Here is a 15,741-nt window from a genome sequence, read left to right on the forward strand (position 1 = left end):
TTTCTAGACCAGGTGAAGCGCCGACAGCAGCATGTCGATCAGCTTGATGCCGATGAACGGCAGCACAATGCCGCCCCCACCGTAAATGAGGATGTTCCGGCGCAGCAGGGCCGCCGCGCCGATCGCCCGGTACTTCACGCCCTTGAGCGCCAGGGGAATGAGCACCACGATAATGAGCGCATTGAAAATCACGGCCGACATGATGGCCGAATCGGGGCTGGTCAGGCGCATCACATCCAGGCTTTTGAGCTGCGGGTAAGTGCCCACAAAGGCGGCCGGAATGATGGCGAAATACTTGGCGATGTCGTTGGCGATCGAGAACGTGGTGAGCGAGCCGCGCGTCATCAGCATCTGCTTGCCGATTTCGACGATCTCCAGGAGCTTGGTCGGATTCGAATCCAGGTCGACCATATTGCCCGCCTCCTTGGCCGCCTGCGTGCCCGAGTTCATGGCCACCGCCACATCGGCCTGGGCCAGCGCCGGCGCATCGTTGGTGCCGTCGCCGGTCATCGCCACCAGCCGGCCCTCGGCCTGGTAGCTGCGAATCAGTTTGAGCTTGTCTTCGGGCGTGGCCTCGGCCAGGAAGTCGTCCACTCCCGCTTCGGCGGCAATCGCGGCGGCGGTGAGCCTGTTGTCGCCGGTGATCATCACCGTCTTGATGCCCATCCGGCGCAGCTGCGCAAAGCGCTCGCGGATGCCGCCCTTGACGATATCCTTCAACTCCACCACGCCCATGACGCGGCCGTCATCGACCACCACCAGCGGCGTGCTGCCACGGCGCGATACATCGTCGACCGCGCGCGCCACGTCAAGCGGATACGCCAGCCCGAGCGCCTCCACATGCTTTTTCACCGAATCGGCCGCGCCCTTGCGCACCTGGCGCGCGCCGATATCCACGCCGCTCATGCGCGTGTTGGCGCTGAACGCGATGAAGCTGGCCCGCAGGCTGGCCATGTCGCGCTCGCGGATGTTGAAGCGCTGCTTGGCCAGCACCACGATCGAGCGTCCTTCCGGGGTTTCGTCGGCCAGCGAGGCCAGTTGCGCCACGTCGGCCAGTTCCTGCTCGCTCACGCCCGGCGCCGGGAAGAAGCCGGCGGCCTGGCGGTTGCCGAGCGTGATGGTGCCGGTTTTGTCCAGCAACAGCACATCGACGTCGCCGGCCGCTTCCACCGCGCGGCCCGAGGTGGCGATGACGTTGGCGCCCATCATGCGGCTCATGCCGGCCACGCCGATCGACGAGAGCAGCGCGCCGATGGTGGTCGGGATCAGGCACACCAGCAATGCGATCAGCACCGTGACGCTGACTGGTTTACCCGCACCGGCCGCCGCCACGCCGAACAGCGAAAACGGCAGCAGGGTCGCGGTCACCACCAAAAACACGATGGTCAAGGCCACCAGCAAGATGGTGAGCGCGATTTCGTTGGGCGTCTTCTGGCGCTTGGCGCCTTCGACCATCGAGATCATGCGGTCCAAAAAGGTCTCGCCGGGATTGACCGAGACGCGCACTACCAGCCAGTCCGACAGCACGCGGGTGCCGCCGGTGACGGCCGAAAAGTCGCCGCCCGACTCGCGGATGACCGGCGCCGATTCGCCCGTGATGGCGCTCTCGTCGACCGAGGCCACGCCCTCGATGACTTCACCGTCGATGGGAATCACATCGCCCGCTTCGACCAGGATGGTATTGCCCTTGCGCAGATCGGCGCCGGGAATGGGCAACCAGGTGGTGCCGTATTTGGGCGTGGCCAACTGCTTGGCGCTGACGCTTTGCTTGAGCCCGCGCAGGGACGCTGCCTGCGCCTTGCTGCGCCCTTCGGCCAGCGCTTCGGCGAAGTTCGCGAACAGCACGGTGAACCACAGCCAGACGGAAATGGCCAGGATGAAGCCGCTGTCGGCGTCGCCCTTGCCGGCGACGGCCTGGAAGTACATCAGGGTGGTAAGAATGCTGCCGACGTAGACGACGAACATGACGGGGCTGCGCAGTTGCGTGCGCGGTCCCAGCTTCATGACGGCGTCGACGATAGCGGGGCCAATCAGCGCCGAATCGAACAGCGTGAGAGTCTTGCGGGTGGTCGCTGCCGGTGGCAGCGGAAGTGCTTGCGACATCATATGCTCCGCATGAAGTTATTTGGAATAGAGCTGCAAATGCTCGACGACGGGACCGAGCGCCAGCGCCGGTACATAATTGAGCACCCCGACCAGCATCACCACGCCGACCAGGAGGCCGATGAAGATGGGGCCGTGGGTGGGCATGGTGCCGGCGTTCTCTTTCAGGCGCGGCTTGGCGGCCAGCGCGCCGGCAACCGCCAGCACCGGCACGATCACGGCAAAGCGTCCGAACCACATGGCAATGGCCAGCATGGTGTTGTAGAACGGGGTATTGGCCGACAAGCCCGCAAAGGCGCTGCCGTTGTTGTTGGCCGCCGAGCTGAAGGCGTACAGGATCTCCGAGAAGCCATGCGCGCCGGGGTTGGCGATGCCTGCCTTGCCCACGTCCAGCATCACCGCCAGCGCGGTTCCGCCCAGCACCAGCAGCGGAGTGACCAGGATCGCGATCGAGCTCATTTTCATTTCGTACGAACCGATCTTCTTGCCCAGGTATTCCGGGGTGCGGCCGATCATCAGGCCGGCGATAAAGACCGCCATGATGGCGAACACCAGCATCCCGTACAGGCCCGAGCCGACCCCGCCGAACACCACTTCGCCCAGCTGCATGAGCAGCATCGGCGCCATGCCGCCGATGGGGGTGAACGAGTCGTGCATGGCGTTGACCGCGCCGCACGAGGCGGCGGTGGTCACGGCGGCGAACAGGGTCGAGGCGGCGATGCCGAAGCGCGCTTCCTTGCCTTCCATATTGCCGCCGGCCTGCAGGGCGCTCGCACCCTGGTCCACGCCCAGCGCCGCCAGTTGCGGATGCACGGCTTGTTCGGCATTCATCACCACGCTGGCGGCGACGACAAACATCAGGCTCATGGCCCCCAAAATCGCCCAGCCCTGGCGCGCATCGCCGACCATGCGCCCGAAGGCGAAGCACAGCGCGGCGGGAATGAGGAAGATCGCCAGCATCTGCGCAAAGTTCGACAGCGCGCTCGGGTTTTCGTACGGGTGGGCCGAGTTGGCGTTGAAAAAGCCGCCGCCGTTGGTGCCAATCAGCTTGATCGCTTCCTGCGACGCGACCGGGCCCATGGCGATGGTCTGGGTGGTGGCGACCTTGGCCTCGCTCAGCGCCTGCCCATCGGCGCCTGGCGTGGAGACCGCATACGCGACCGGCTCGATCAACTGCACTTCCTGGTAGCTGTTGAAGTTCTGGACCACGCCCTGTCCCATCAGGAACACGGCGAACAGCAGCGACAAGGGCAGCAGCACGTACAGGGTGGAGCGGGTGATGTCGGCCCAGAAGTTACCGATCGACGCCGCCGAGCGCGCACTGAAACCGCGGATCAGCGCAAAGGCGACCGCCATGCCGGTGGCGGCCGAAAAGAAGTTCTGGCCTGTCAGCGCCACCATCTGGGTGAGGTAGCTCATGGTCTGCTCGCCGCCGTAGCCTTGCCAGTTGGTGTTGGCCACAAAGCTGACGGCGGTGTTGAACGAGGAATCGGGGCTGACGTTCCCCAGCGCCTGCGGATTGAGCGGCAAGAACCCCTGCAAGCGCTGCATGGCGTAGACGAACAGCGCGCCCACGCCGTTGAACACCAGCAGCGCAGTGGCATACGATTTCCAGCCCATGCCGGTGTCCGGCGCGACGCCGCCGGCGCGGTACAACAGCCGCTCGAGCGGCGCCAGCGCCCCGAAGCCGGGCACGGCGCCGCCGGCGCCAACCCTGGCCAGCAAGCGGCCCAGCGGCCAGGCCAGCGCCAGCAGCACGGCCAGGAAAGCGCCCAGCAGCGCCATCGATTGCATGCTCATCACAGGTCCTCCGCGTTCAGCAGCGCATGGACCAGGTAGGCCAGCAGGCCGGCGGCCACGCAGCCGGCGATGTAGACGGGTTCCATTATTTCTTGCCCTCCAAGGTGGCGCAGCCGGCTGCGAAAGCGCAGCAGAGGCCGAAAAAGAGCAGGAGCGCTCCGATAAAAATCAGGTCCATATCACCCTCGAACGAGTTGGTTTTGTTATTGATGAGCGTATCGGCAAGCGTCTAAAAACGGTGTAAAGAGTTGCCGCGCTGGTGTAAACAATGCGTAAACGCGCACGTTAAAACGTTTTGCTGATGGTGAGCTGGAGCGCCGACTTGCCGAGGAACTTGCCGTTGGCGGGCGACGCGTAGGCGGCCTTGTTGGCATTGGTGCCAATGGCGGCCAGGGCCACGCTGGCCACGCCGACATCCTTGGTGACGCCGATTTTGTAGTCGGTGTAGCTGGCCGCGCCGTTGTGGGCTACGCGCTGGCGCCCGGCGTGCAGGTTGAGCACGACGCCATTGCCCAAGTCAGGATTGGCGGCCAGGTCGAGGTAGCCGCTGTGCTTGCTGTCGACGTAGCCGAACAAGTTGGTCAGCGCATGCGAGTACTTGATCAGGGCGACGCCGTACGACAGCTGGCCGTAGACCTCGGTGGTATTGGCGTTGGCGAAGCCGGGGACGCGGCCGAGCCGGTTCGATGGGTAGGCGTAGGTGAGCACACCGGCGTCATAGCCGACGCCGCCCGCCAGTTGGCCGCGCTTGCCGCCGTAGATGTCGAGCTCGACCTTGCCGTCGCCGCCGGCATCCTCGGTCCACTTGATGGTCGAGGCCCATACGCCGGCGTACCAGCCCGATGGCTTGTGCACCAGGTCGGCCCCGCCCTGCAAGGCTGGCTGGAGGCGGGTTTGCGAGATGCCGCGATAGCGGTAGTCGCTGGTGGCGGCGGCGTTGACACTGAGGTCGGTCGCGCCGTGCGCGGAGAACGACAACAGGGCAGCGGCGAACATGGCGATTTTCATGGTGCTTCTTTCTTGGCTGTGGTGAGGAGTGGAGACACAGCAAATGGTATCGACGTGGCCGTAAAAAATTTCTAAAGAGTTGGCACGCTGCCGTAAAGGAAATGTAAAAATGCGGGCCTTGATGAAGCGGGGAGTAGCAATGGGCATGCATGAGACGGCGACGATGCGCAACGCGTCAATGGACGATGTGGAGACGCTGGCGGCGATCGAAGAAGCGAGTTTCAGCGGCGACCGGGTGAGCCGGCGCAGTTTTCGGCATCTTTTGTCGCGAGGAAAATCGCTAACGCTGCTCGATACCCTGGCGGGAGAAACGCGCGGCTACCTGACCTTGCTGTTTCGCGCGAAGACGGCGCGGGCGCGGGTGTACACCATTGCGACGGCGGCGGCCTGGAAGGGCCGCGGGGTGGCGGCGGGACTGGTGCGCGCGGCGGAACAGGCGGCGCTGGCGCGCGGGTGTACGGTGGTGTATCTGGAGGTGCGCAAGGATAACGTGGCGTCGATCGGGCTGTTTACAAGGAGCGGGTATCGGGTATTCGGAGAATATGAAGCGTATTACGAAGATGGAATGGATGCATGGCGGATGGAGAAAGCACTTGTTGAATGAAGCGGGGGGAAACAGGCGAATGACCGTGGCCGGCGGGAGCATATTTAAGCATTCACATTGCCAATCAGATAAGCTGGGTGACTGTTCCGTATAATCCCATGTGCAAGTGCCGGAATTTGCGTCGGCATACCTGATTTCAAGTGAGTTGTTAGCCCTGGCGTGTTTATGTTGAAGAATACAATCCGTATTTGCCTGACTGTGATCTGCCTGGCGAGCGTAAGCGCATGCGGTTCGGTTCGGTTCGGTTCGGTTCGGTAAAAGGCTTGTCCGACTTTGGCGCGATGAAGACGGGCACGCAAATTTCGGCGGCACAAATGGCAAGCGTGATTGACAAGAAAAGCACCCAAGCCGATGTGATCGCCGCCGTCGGCCAGCCAAACCGGAAAACGGAAGCCGGCGGCAATACCGTCTGGTATTACGATTTCACCCAGATCGGGCAAGCCATCATCGGCAAAAATATCAGCGAGACCACCGCTTTCGAATTCAACAAAAAAGGCGTGGTTGTCACGCATTACAAAACCGGCGGTCAAGGCGGCACGTCGAGTAATCCGCTGCTGAAAGCGGCTGGCCAGTAAAACCGGTGTCAAAACCGGTGTCAGGTCTGACAATCGGACACGAGCCCATCTTTTATCAGAAACTGGTGCCAGGTCTGACAATCGGACACGAACTCATCTTTTATGGAACTCAATCGGACCTCCACGGTACAGTCCGTGTCCGAATGTCAGACCTGACACCGCAGGGCGGTAGAGTCCGTGTCCGAATGTCAGACCTGACACCGCAGGATGACAGTGTCCGAATGTCAGACCTGACACCGCAGGATGACACCGCAGGATGTTGCTGTAGGGAACAATATATTTTGAGGATGCGATGGCGGCACAGCTGGACACATTAATCTGCCAGGGATGCGGCGCAAACCTGAGCTACGCGGCCGGCTTGCAAGCCTTGCAATGCGATTACTGCGACACGGTCACGCCGATTGCGCATGCCGCGCCAACGGCCGGCATGGCGGCCCAGCGGATCATTCCGCTGTCGGTCGAAGAAAACGCGCTCGCCTTCGGGGTGCTGCGGCACCTGGCGGCGAACGATCTTGTGCCGGACGACATGGTCGAACGCGCCGTGCTGTCCGTCAATTGTTTTTATATGCCCTGCTTTGCCTTCACCGTCTCGTACAGTGCCTCGTGGACGGCATCGTTCGGCTACAACCGGACCGAAACGTATACCGACCATGTGCTGCGCCACGTGGATGGCCAATCGCAGCGGGTGCCGGTCACGAAGTCACGCACCGTCGTCGACTGGCGCCCGGTCAACGGCCAGGACGCCAACCAGTTTCTCATGTTCGCCTACGCCGGCAGCGGCCTGGCGCCGGCCGCCTTGCCCTTGCTTGACCGCTTGCAAAACATGATATTGGCAAGGCCGTTCGACGCCGCCTATGTTAGTGGCGTCGAAACCCAGCCCTACGCCCTGCCCCGGCACAGCGCCTATTCGATGCACGCCGAGGCGCGCGTCGCCAAGGTGGTCGAGACCTGCGTCAAGGGCCACGCACAAGGCGAGCAGCAACGCGACTGGCACTGGAACGCCAGCACCAGCTGGGAAGCATCGGCAGTGTATGTTCCGGTAGGCCATGTCGTGATCGCGTACGGCGGCAAACAATACAATGCCTGGGTCGACGGCACCTTCGACGCCAATCTGGTGACGGACGCGCTGCCAGCGAATCTGGCCAAGGGCAAGCACGCGCTTCGCGGCATGATCGCGCCGCTGCTTGCCACGGGGGCGCTGATGTTCGCAGGCCTGGCGTCCACCAGCTTCCTTTATGAAATGCAGGCCGAACGCATAGCGGCGGTCGGCGTCCTGTGGGTGCTGTCCATCTGGCGCGACAAGCGGCGCGCAAAGCGTTCGCGCCAGTCGCGCCAGGCGGCCCTGGCCAAGCGCGCGCTGCACTACGCCCAGCCGGCGCCCACGCCGGTGCCGGAACTGGCGTCCTCAGGCAATGGGCCGGACCTGGTGTCGCTGGCCATGTCGCTGGTGTCGGCGGTCATCGTTGGCGTGTTGCTTTACAAGCTAGTCAACGACCCGGCAGCGCCGCCAAAGGCCGTAGCGGCTGTGGCGGCGCCAGCCGCAGCGGCCGTCGCCGCCCCCAGCGTGTACGTCAACATGCCTTTCAAGCCAGTCCAGCCGCTGTCCCCCATCCTGGTCGCCGCCAATGCGCGCGACTGGGCCACGGTGCGTACCCTGATGGAACAAGCCAGGCCGCAGAAGGCGGCGTCGGAGAACGCCAGGGAAGCATCGGCAGCACTCTTGCAGCAAGGCGCCAAAGAATTTCTCAACAAGGACTATAAGGCCGCCATCGTCACACTCGGCATCGCGGTCGATGCCGACGGCGCCAACTTCGCTGCCGGCAGCACGCTCGGCGCCGCTCTCATCGGCGCGGGCGACTACGAGCGTGCGCGCATGGTGCTCGCCAAACTGCTTGACGCCGCGCCCGACCACGTGGAAGGCTGGAGAAACAAGGCCGAGGCCGCCGCGCTGGCCGACCAGCCGGCCGAGGCCGACGCCAGCCTGCGTATGCTGCTGCACTTGAGCAAAGACCGCAAGCTCACCACGGATGCGCTGAAAAAGCGCGCCGCCTCGGGCGAACCGGACCAGTTCAGCGAGGCGGTGGCAAGGGTCCTCAAACCAGCCCCCAAAAAGAAGCCGTCAAGTAAGAAAGCGTAGCGCCAGCCGGTTGGACGAGCGCGCGCACCTGCCGGGCGCCTCAGCCGAGCGACAAATCGTCGAGGATCGGGCAGTCCGGCCGCTCGTCGCCATGGCAGGCGCCGGCCAGCTTTTCCAGGGTCCGCTTCATGGCTTCCATCTCGCCGATTTTGCGGTCGAGCTCGGCGATATGCTGCCTGGCCATCGCGCGCACATCCTTGCTGGCCCGATGCTCGTCCTGCCACAGGGCCAGCAAGGTCTTGATCTGTTCCAGCGAAAAGCCCAGCGCGCGGCTGCGGTGGATGAACTGCAGCACTTGCACATCGCGCGGGCCATACACGCGATAGCCGGCATCGGTACGCTGCGCCTCGCCGATCAGCCCGATCGATTCGTAATGCCGGATCATCTTCGCCGACACGCCCGACGCCTTGGCGCTCTGGCCGATATTCATCATCGTCATGCTCTCGCTCCCGCCACCCAGCGCTTGAGCAGCAGCGCATTGCTGACCACCGACACGCTCGAAAACGCCATGGCCGCCCCGGCAATCATGGGATTGAGCAAGCCAAACGCCGCCAGCGGCACCCCGATCACATTGAACACAAACGCCCAGAACAGGTTCTGGCGAATCTTGCCGTAGGTGCGGCGCGAGATGTCGATGGCGTCGACCAGCAGGCGCGGGTCGCCCCGCATCAAGGTCACGCCGGCCGTGTGCATCGCCACGTCGGTGCCGCTGCCCATGGCCACGCCGATATCGGCCGCCGCCAGGGCCGGCGCATCGTTGATGCCGTCGCCCACCATCGCCACCCGCTCGCCGCTGGCGCGCAAGGCCGCGATGATCGCCGCCTTGCCCTCGGGAAGCACCTGCGCATGCACCTCGTCGATGCCGAGCTGGTCCGCGATGTGGCGCGCGCTGCCGGGATTGTCGCCGCTCAGCATCACGGTGCGGATGCCGGCCGCGTGCAGCCGATCAATCGCTGGCCGGCTCTCCGGCTTGAGCGCGTCCCCAAAAGCGAGCATGCCGAGCAGGCGCCCGCCCTCGGCCAGCCACGAGACCGTCTCGCCGGCCTGCTCGCGCGCCTGCCCTTGCGCGGCCAGCACGGCGAGGTCGACGCCATGCTGGCGCATCAGCGCGGCGTTACCCAGCAGCAGCTCGCGGCCATCCACCGTGGCGCTCACGCCCAGCCCGGCCAAGGCACGGGTGCCGCCAGCCGGGGCCGGCGTGATGCCCGCCGCGCGCGCCGCGTCCCCCACCGCGCGCGCCAGCGGATGCTCGCTGCCCTGCTGCACGGCGGCCGCCAGCGCCAGCAAGGCGTGTGCGCCGCCCGGCTCCCCGGACACGGCGACATGCGCGCTCAGGCGTGGCTTGCCGGCGGTTAAGGTGCCGGTCTTGTCGAACGCCACCACCGTGACGCCGTGCAAGAGTTCGAGCGCCTCGGCATCCTTGATCAGGATGCCATACCTGGCGGCCACGCCGGTGCCGGCCATGATCGCCGTGGGCGTCGCCAGCCCCAGCGCGCACGGGCAGGCGATGACCAGCACCGCCACCGCGTTGAGCAGCGCCGTGCTCCAGTCGCCGTTGGCCAGCCACCAGCCGGCGAACGTAAGGAGCGCGATGAGCACGATCGCCGGCACGAACACGGCGCTGACCTTGTCCACCAGGCGCTGGATCGGCGCCTTGCCCGCCTGCGCATCCTCGACCGCGCGGATGATATGCGCCAGCACGGTTTCGGCGCCGATGGCGCTGGCGCGGGCCAGCAGCAAGCCTTCGCCATTGACCGCGCCGCCGATCAGGCGCGCGCCCACGGTTTTGCTCACGGGCAGGCTTTCGCCGGTCAGCATCGATTCGTCGGCGTGGCTGGCGCCCTCGATGACCTCGCCATCCATCGGAATGCGCTCGCCGGGGCGGATCACGACCTCGTCGCCGACCTTCAGTGTAGTGATCGGCATGTCGGTCTCCACGCCGTTGCGGCGCACGCGCGCCGTTTCCGGGCGCAGCGACTGCAGGGCACGGATCGCTTCGGTGGTCTGGCGCTTGGCGCGCGTTTCCAGCCATTTTCCCAGTCGCACCAGGGTGATCACCACGGCGGACGCTTCGAAATACAGGTGCGCGCCGTGCTGCTGCTGGCCGAACCACTGGTAAAGGCTCAGGCCGTAGGCGGCCGAGGTGCCAAGCGCGACCAGCAAGTCCATGTTCCCGCTTCTGGCCAGCAGCGCTTTCCAGGCAGAACGGTAGAAACGCGCGCCGATCCAGAATTGCACCGGCGTGGCCAGCAGCCATTGGACCCAGGCGGGCAGCATCGCGTCGATGCCGACAGCGGCCAGCAGCATCGGTGCGAGCAAGGGCATGGTGAGGGCGGCGGCGATGGCGATTTCCATCGGCTCGGATAGTCCGCGCAGCGGCGCCACGGGGGCGGCCACGTCGGCAGGCGCGTTGGCCGAGTAGCCGGCGCGCTCGAGCGCCGCGATCAGTTGGGCCGGATCGAGCGCTGCGCCGGTAATCAATACTTTCTCGGTGGCCAAGTTGACGGTGGCGCCCTGCACGCCGGGGACCGCGCGCAGGGCTTTTTCGACCCGTCCGGCGCACGAGGCGCACGTCATGCCGCCCACCTCAAGCGTGGTTTCGGCGGCGTCCTGCGTGTTTTGCCTTGCAGTGGTAGTCATTTCAAGCTCCTCTTACATTCGCATGCCACCATCATTAAGCTTCCCATTATAGTAAGGTCAAGCGAAAAAACCGCTTGACCTTACTACCGTAGGAACGTCGACAATGGCTTTATTCCATCTTCCAACAGGAGTTCCGCCATGATCAAACTGAGCATTCCCGAGATGAGCTGCGGCCATTGCGCCGGCGTCATCAACAAGACCGTCAAGGAGCTCGACCAGGATGCCGTCGTCACGTTCGACATGCCTGCGCGCACCATTGAGCTGGACACGACGGCGGCGCAGGATGAGGTGCTCGCCAGCCTGGCCGAGGCCGGCTATCCCGCCAAGGCCGCTTGATCCGCACGGCGCGGCCCGATTTTCCATGTGCTAGACTTTGTCCATGAAGTGCTTCCGAACATTGCTGGTGTGGCTGATGCTGCTTGCGATTCCCTTGCAGGGTTTCGCGGCGGCATCGTCAGCCCTGTGCGAAGCGGCCACTGCGCCGCTCGCCAGCCATGCCGTCGCCAGCATGGACGAAGGCCACTGCGACAAGGCCGATAGCGCCACGCCGGACTGCGCCGCCAAGTGCAGCAACTGCGCCTTCTGCTGCGTGGGCATGGCCATCGCCCCGGCATTTCCCGCGCCGGGCGCCGCGCCGCCACTCGCCTCCGAATTGATTGCCTACGCCGCCATGCACGTGACGGCGCATATCCCCGGCGGCCTGGAACGTCCTCCTCACTCCCCGATCGCCTGAATGCCCTTGGTCCGTCCACGGACCAGCGTCTTTTAACCAACACGATTGAGGTTGTCATGAATTCCCTTCGCCTGATATGGGCACTGCTGCTCGCCGCCGCCACGCCGCCGTCGCTGGCGCAAGCGCCGGCCGCGTCACCCGCCTACGACTCGGCTTTTGCCGGGTACCGCGCCTACCGGGAGCCGCAAGCGGCCTCCTGGAAGGACACCAACGAACAACTGCTCAAGCGCCCCGGCCGGATGGGCCACGCCGGCCACGACATGGGCGCCGCAAAAAAACCGGATGCGCCCAGGCTTGACGATCCCCATGCCGGCCACGATATGAGCGGCATGAAAAAGAGCGCGCAGCCGGCCAAGGCCGATCCGCACCAGAACCACCAACACAAGCAATGACGATGCGACGACTATCGACCCCGCTGCACCGCATCGCGCTCGCCACCATCTGCGCCTTCGCCGCCGGCTGCGCATCCTTCTCGCCCGACGGCGGCTACGCCGAGGTGCGCCAGCTCGCGCAACAGCGCGGCGGCAACGCCATCCCCGCCAGCGCGCCCGGCACCGGCAATGTCGAACAGCAGGTCGGCGCCTTGCTGGCCAAGCCCTTGTCGGCCGACGACGCAGTCACCATCGCCCTGCTCAATAACCGTGGCCTGCAAGCGGACTACGCGGAACTGGGCATCGCCGAAGCGGACCTGGTGCAGGCCGGCCGCATCGCCAATCCGGTGCTCAGTTTCGGCCGCATGAAGCGCCACGAAGGCGTCGAGATCGAGCGCAAGCTGATGCTGCCCGTGATCGGCCTGTTGACCATGCCGGTCGCCACACGCCTCGAACGGCGCCGTTACGAACAGGCGCAAATGCGCGCCGCCGGCGACGTGCTGCGCACCGCCGACGCCACCCGGCGCGCCTGGTACGGCGCGGTCGCCGCCCAGCAAAGCGCCGGCTACATGGAACAGGTAAAAAACGCCGCCGAAGCGAGCGCCGAACTGGCGCGCCGCAGGGCGGTGGCCGGCAACTGGCGCAACCTGCCGCAGGCGCGCGAACCGGCGTTTTATGCCGATTCGGGGGCGGGCCGGGCGCGCGCGCGCCAGGCCCGCACCCTGGAACGCGAAAAGCTCACGCGCCTGCTGGGCGTGTCGGACCCGGCCGCTTTCACCCTGCCCGAACGCCTGCCCGACCTGCCGGCGGCCGCGCGCGACGTGCTTGACGCCGAAGCCCAGGCCATGAGCAACCGGCTCGACCTGCTGATGGCGCAAAAGGAGTTGGCCGGCCTGGCATCGTCGCTTGGCCTCACGCGCGCCACCCGCTTCGTCAACCTGCTCGACCTGAGCTACCTGCGCAACACCAGCGACAGCGGCGAGCGCGCCACCGGCTACGAAATCGAACTGCAGATTCCCCTGTTCGACTGGGGCGGCGCCAGGGTGGCCAAAGCCGAGGCGATGTACATGCAGGCCGTGCATCGCGCCGCCGGACTTGCCGTCGACGCCCGCTCGCAGGTACGCGAAAGCCATGCCGCCTACCGCACCGCCTACGACCTGGCGCGCCACTACCGCGACGAAGTGGTACCGCTCAAAAAACGCATCGCCGACGAACAGCTGCTGCGCTACAACGGCATGCTGATCAGCGTCTTCGAACTGCTGGCCGACGCGCGCGAGCAGGTTGTTGCCGTCAACGCCGCCATCGAAGCGCAGCGCGACTACTGGATCGCGGACGCCGCGCTGCAGGCCGCCCTGACCGGCGCCGGCGACGCCACCGCCACCCCACGCGCCGGCAGCGCAGCGCCTGGCGCCGCGCCGGCCCCACACTGAAAGGACAAGCAACATGGTCTCACGTAGAAATTTCTTTACTGGCGCGGGCGCGCTGGCCGTCAGCACGACGCTGGTCTCGCGCGCCGGCGCCGCCTCGCTGCCGGAAGCGGTCATCATGGACAAGGCGGCCACCCAGCCGCCCCTGACGCCGCCCAACGGCCGCCCGTACAACCCGGTGGTCACCCTCAACGGCTGGACCTTGCCTTGGCGGATGAAGGACGGCGTCAAGGAATTCCACCTCGTGGCCGAGCCGGTGGTGCGCGAAATCGCACCCGGCATGAAGGCCAACCTGTGGGGTTACAACGGCCAGTCGCCCGGCCCGACCATCGAAGTGGTGGAAGGCGACCGGGTGCGCATTTTCGTCACCAACAAGCTGCCCGAGCACACCAGCGTACACTGGCACGGCCAGCGCCTGCCGAACGGGATGGACGGCGTGACCGGGCTGACCCAGCCCGGCATCGATCCGGGCAAGACCTTCGTCTACGAATTCGTGGCCAAGCGTCCCGGCACCTTCATGTACCACCCGCACGCCGACGAAATGACGCAGATGGCGATGGGGATGATGGGCTTCTGGATCACCCACCCCAAGGACCACAACTTCATGCGGGTCGACCGCGACTTCTGCTTTTTGCTCAATGCGTACGACATCGACCCGGGCAGCTATACGCCCAAGGTCAACACGATGCTCGACTTTAACCTGTGGACCTTCAACAGCCGCGCCTTTCCCGGCATCGACCCGATGGTGATCGCGCAGAATGACAAGGTGCGCATCCGGGTCGGCAACCTGACCATGACCAATCACCCGATCCACATGCACGGCCATGAATTCACGGTCACCGGCACCGATGGCGGCTGGACGCCGCCGGCGGCGCGCTGGCCGGAAGTGACGACCGATATCGCGGTCGGCCAGATGCGCGCAATCGAGTTCGTCGCCAGCGAACCGGGGGACTGGGCCTTCCACTGCCACAAATCGCACCACACCATGAACGCCATGGGCCACGACGTGCCGACCCTGATCGGGGTCGACCAGCGCGAGGTGCTCGGCAAGATCAACAAGCTGGTGCCGGGCTACATGGTCATGGGCGACAAGGGCATGGCCGACATGGGCGAGATGGAGATGCCGCTGCCGGACAACACGCTGCCGATGATGACCGGCAGCGGCCCGTTCGGCGGCATCGGCATGGGCGGCATGTTCACCACGCTGAAGGTGCGCAAGGGCCTCGCGCGCGGCGACTACAAGGACCCGGGCTGGTACCAGCATCCCGCCGGCACGCTGGCCTACGAATGGAAAGAAGGCGGCATCGCCAGGCCGGAAGCGGTGCGCGCGCCGGACGCCGGCAAGATGGCGGCAAAACCGGGCGAAAAGGTGCTGCAAGTGACCAAACCGGGCAAAAATCATGCACACTGACGCCTTTTGCAAGCACTGAGAGAAGCTGATGCGCCAATTCGTTCTGCTTGCCGTCCTCGGACTGGCATCGCTCCATGCCCGGGCGGCGACGCCCGGCGAAACGCTGTCGGCCTTTCACGCCGCCCTGCACGCGGGCGACGAGGCGCGCGCGATGAAGTTGCTCAGCCCCGAGGCCGTCATTTACGAGGCCGGCCACGTGGAGCGTTCACGCAGCGAATATGCGGACCATCACCTGGCGGACGACATTGCGTTCGCCAGGGCCACCACGCGCAGGGTATTGCGGCACAAGGAGCGGATCGACGGCGAGACCGCCATCCTGGAAAAGAAGGGAGACGGCTGGGTAGTGCTGCATTTTCACTGGTCCTCGCGCAAGGCCAAGTGAATCAGTCCAGGTCCGCCAGCGCGCGCCACATGTGGACTTTGGCCAGGTAGCGCCCGTCGAGCGCGATGGCGTACGGTTCCACGCCGAAGACGGCGAAGCCGAGCCGCTGGTACAGGCTGCGGGCAGCCGCGTTCTCTTCGGTGACGGTGAGCTGGATGATTTTTGCGTGCGGCCGCGATGCGGCAACGTCCAGGGCGGCGTTGAGCAGTTGCGCGCCCAGGCCCGCACGGCGGCAGCGCGGCGTGATGTACATGCCGAACAAGGTGACTTTGTGGCGCCCTTTTTCGCGCGCCTCGAACGACAGGCCGGCGGTGCCGGCGAGCGCGCCGCCGTCATCGAACGCGCCGAGCACGATCTCGTTCGATGCCGGATCGGGATTGAGGCGCGCTTCCCACCACGACGCAGGGCGCGTCGCGCGTTCCGCGGCGCTGGAGGTGTAGGCGTCGGGATGCAGCGCGAGCGCTTCGAGCGTGATCGCGCGGTACGCGCAGGCGTGCGTTGGATTGAGGCGTTCGAATGTCATGCCCCTATCTTAGCGAAAAACCGGGCC

Annotated in this window: 16 protein-coding genes; 9 read left to right on the plus strand and 7 right to left on the minus strand. The window is 65.4% G+C overall.

Annotated elements, in window-relative coordinates; all coding sequences use genetic code 11:
- Positions 1-3: 3 nt before the first annotated feature.
- From kdpB to F1735_RS02990, 4 genes are all read right to left on the minus strand, one after another.
- Positions 4-2,103 (minus strand): potassium-transporting ATPase subunit KdpB, encoded by a 2,100-nt coding sequence (kdpB, locus tag F1735_RS02975; protein ID WP_167235539.1) that lies wholly within the window; start codon positions 2,101-2,103, stop codon positions 4-6.
- 18 nt (positions 2,104-2,121) lie between these two features.
- Entirely contained in the window at positions 2,122-3,903 is a 1,782-nt protein-coding gene (gene kdpA / locus F1735_RS02980; RefSeq protein ID WP_167235540.1) for a potassium-transporting ATPase subunit KdpA, read from the minus strand.
- A complete protein-coding gene (locus F1735_RS38190) occupies positions 3,903-3,989 on the minus strand; it encodes a potassium-transporting ATPase subunit F (RefSeq protein ID WP_167235616.1) in 87 nt (28 codons plus the stop codon). The genes kdpA and F1735_RS38190 overlap by 1 nt, the downstream gene beginning before the upstream one ends.
- Positions 3,990-4,188: 199 nt before the next feature.
- Complete coding sequence (locus F1735_RS02990; protein ID WP_167235541.1) at positions 4,189-4,911, minus strand: TorF family putative porin; 723 nt, start codon at positions 4,909-4,911, stop codon at positions 4,189-4,191.
- Positions 4,912-5,074: 163 nt separating this feature from the next.
- Here F1735_RS02990 and F1735_RS02995 point away from each other — a divergent pair, with 163 nt between their 5' ends.
- The 3 genes from F1735_RS02995 to F1735_RS03005 all read left to right on the plus strand — a co-directional run bounded on the left by F1735_RS02995 (position 5,075) and on the right by F1735_RS03005 (position 8,227).
- A complete protein-coding gene (locus F1735_RS02995) occupies positions 5,075-5,515 on the plus strand; it encodes a GNAT family N-acetyltransferase (protein WP_167235542.1) in 441 nt (146 codons plus the stop codon).
- Positions 5,516-5,739: 224 nt separating this feature from the next.
- Positions 5,740-6,090 (plus strand): hypothetical protein, encoded by a 351-nt coding sequence (locus F1735_RS03000; protein WP_167235543.1) that lies wholly within the window; start codon positions 5,740-5,742, stop codon positions 6,088-6,090.
- Between the two features lie 292 nt (positions 6,091-6,382).
- Positions 6,383-8,227 (plus strand): tetratricopeptide repeat protein, encoded by a 1,845-nt coding sequence (locus F1735_RS03005; protein ID WP_167235544.1) that lies wholly within the window; start codon positions 6,383-6,385, stop codon positions 8,225-8,227.
- Between the two features lie 40 nt (positions 8,228-8,267).
- Here F1735_RS03005 and cueR read toward each other — a convergent pair whose 3' ends face one another.
- Entirely contained in the window at positions 8,268-8,657 is a 390-nt protein-coding gene (cueR, locus tag F1735_RS03010; protein ID WP_167235617.1) for a Cu(I)-responsive transcriptional regulator, read from the minus strand.
- A gap of 5 nt (positions 8,658-8,662) precedes the next feature.
- On the minus strand, positions 8,663-10,867 hold the full coding sequence (locus F1735_RS03015) for a heavy metal translocating P-type ATPase (RefSeq protein WP_167235545.1): 2,205 nt from the start codon (positions 10,865-10,867) through the stop codon (positions 8,663-8,665).
- Positions 10,868-11,005: 138 nt separating this feature from the next.
- On the opposite strand from F1735_RS03015, the gene F1735_RS03020 reads away from it, so the two are divergent.
- Genes F1735_RS03020 through F1735_RS03045 form a run of 6 tightly spaced genes read left to right on the plus strand, consistent with a single transcriptional unit; the run spans position 11,006 to position 15,191 of the window.
- Complete coding sequence (locus F1735_RS03020; RefSeq protein WP_167235546.1) at positions 11,006-11,203, plus strand: heavy-metal-associated domain-containing protein; 198 nt, start codon at positions 11,006-11,008, stop codon at positions 11,201-11,203.
- Between the two features lie 43 nt (positions 11,204-11,246).
- Positions 11,247-11,600: a hypothetical protein gene (locus tag F1735_RS03025; RefSeq protein WP_167235547.1), complete on the plus strand. Its 354-nt coding sequence runs from the start codon at positions 11,247-11,249 to the stop codon at positions 11,598-11,600.
- Between the two features lie 56 nt (positions 11,601-11,656).
- Positions 11,657-11,992 (plus strand): hypothetical protein, encoded by a 336-nt coding sequence (locus F1735_RS03030; RefSeq protein WP_187364142.1) that lies wholly within the window; start codon positions 11,657-11,659, stop codon positions 11,990-11,992.
- A 2-nt stretch (positions 11,993-11,994) separates the two neighbouring features.
- The gene (locus tag F1735_RS03035; protein ID WP_167235548.1) at positions 11,995-13,401 is read left to right on the plus strand and encodes a TolC family protein; all 1,407 of its coding nucleotides are present in this window, start codon (positions 11,995-11,997) and stop codon (positions 13,399-13,401) included.
- Between the two features lie 13 nt (positions 13,402-13,414).
- The gene (locus F1735_RS03040) at positions 13,415-14,809 is read left to right on the plus strand and encodes a multicopper oxidase family protein (RefSeq protein WP_167235549.1); all 1,395 of its coding nucleotides are present in this window, start codon (positions 13,415-13,417) and stop codon (positions 14,807-14,809) included.
- Between the two features lie 28 nt (positions 14,810-14,837).
- The gene (locus F1735_RS03045) at positions 14,838-15,191 is read left to right on the plus strand and encodes a DUF4440 domain-containing protein (protein ID WP_229505603.1); all 354 of its coding nucleotides are present in this window, start codon (positions 14,838-14,840) and stop codon (positions 15,189-15,191) included.
- A 1-nt stretch (position 15,192) separates the two neighbouring features.
- Here the strand turns inward: F1735_RS03045 and F1735_RS03050 are convergent, their stop codons facing one another.
- Positions 15,193-15,714: a GNAT family N-acetyltransferase gene (locus F1735_RS03050; protein WP_167235550.1), complete on the minus strand. Its 522-nt coding sequence runs from the start codon at positions 15,712-15,714 to the stop codon at positions 15,193-15,195.
- Between the last annotated feature and the right edge of the window lie 27 nt (positions 15,715-15,741).

Origin of the sequence: Massilia genomosp. 1 (genome assembly GCF_011682185.1) — a bacterium.
In the GTDB taxonomy this organism is placed as follows: Bacteria; Pseudomonadota; Gammaproteobacteria; order Burkholderiales; family Burkholderiaceae_D; genus Telluria_A; species Telluria_A rubra.

Coding starts and splice junctions, on each gene's coding strand:
- F1735_RS03020 (WP_167235546.1), top strand. CDS start 11,006: ATGATCAAACTGAGCATTCCCGAGATGAGCTGCGGCCATTGCGCCGGC.
- F1735_RS03025 (WP_167235547.1), top strand. CDS start 11,247: ATGAAGTGCTTCCGAACATTGCTGGTGTGGCTGATGCTGCTTGCGATT.
- F1735_RS03035 (WP_167235548.1), top strand. CDS start 11,995: ATGCGACGACTATCGACCCCGCTGCACCGCATCGCGCTCGCCACCATC.
- F1735_RS03005 (WP_167235544.1), top strand. CDS start 6,383: ATGGCGGCACAGCTGGACACATTAATCTGCCAGGGATGCGGCGCAAAC.
- F1735_RS03030 (WP_187364142.1), top strand. CDS start 11,657: ATGAATTCCCTTCGCCTGATATGGGCACTGCTGCTCGCCGCCGCCACG.
- F1735_RS03000 (WP_167235543.1), top strand. CDS start 5,740: ATGCGGTTCGGTTCGGTTCGGTTCGGTTCGGTAAAAGGCTTGTCCGAC.
- F1735_RS03050 (WP_167235550.1), bottom strand. CDS start 15,714: ATGACATTCGAACGCCTCAATCCAACGCACGCCTGCGCGTACCGCGCG.
- F1735_RS38190 (WP_167235616.1), bottom strand. CDS start 3,989: ATGGAACCCGTCTACATCGCCGGCTGCGTGGCCGCCGGCCTGCTGGCC.
- cueR (WP_167235617.1), bottom strand. CDS start 8,657: ATGAATATCGGCCAGAGCGCCAAGGCGTCGGGCGTGTCGGCGAAGATG.
- F1735_RS03015 (WP_167235545.1), bottom strand. CDS start 10,867: ATGACTACCACTGCAAGGCAAAACACGCAGGACGCCGCCGAAACCACG.
- kdpB (WP_167235539.1), bottom strand. CDS start 2,103: ATGTCGCAAGCACTTCCGCTGCCACCGGCAGCGACCACCCGCAAGACT.
- F1735_RS02995 (WP_167235542.1), top strand. CDS start 5,075: ATGCGCAACGCGTCAATGGACGATGTGGAGACGCTGGCGGCGATCGAA.
- F1735_RS03045 (WP_229505603.1), top strand. CDS start 14,838: ATGCGCCAATTCGTTCTGCTTGCCGTCCTCGGACTGGCATCGCTCCAT.
- F1735_RS02990 (WP_167235541.1), bottom strand. CDS start 4,911: ATGAAAATCGCCATGTTCGCCGCTGCCCTGTTGTCGTTCTCCGCGCAC.
- kdpA (WP_167235540.1), bottom strand. CDS start 3,903: ATGAGCATGCAATCGATGGCGCTGCTGGGCGCTTTCCTGGCCGTGCTG.
- F1735_RS03040 (WP_167235549.1), top strand. CDS start 13,415: ATGGTCTCACGTAGAAATTTCTTTACTGGCGCGGGCGCGCTGGCCGTC.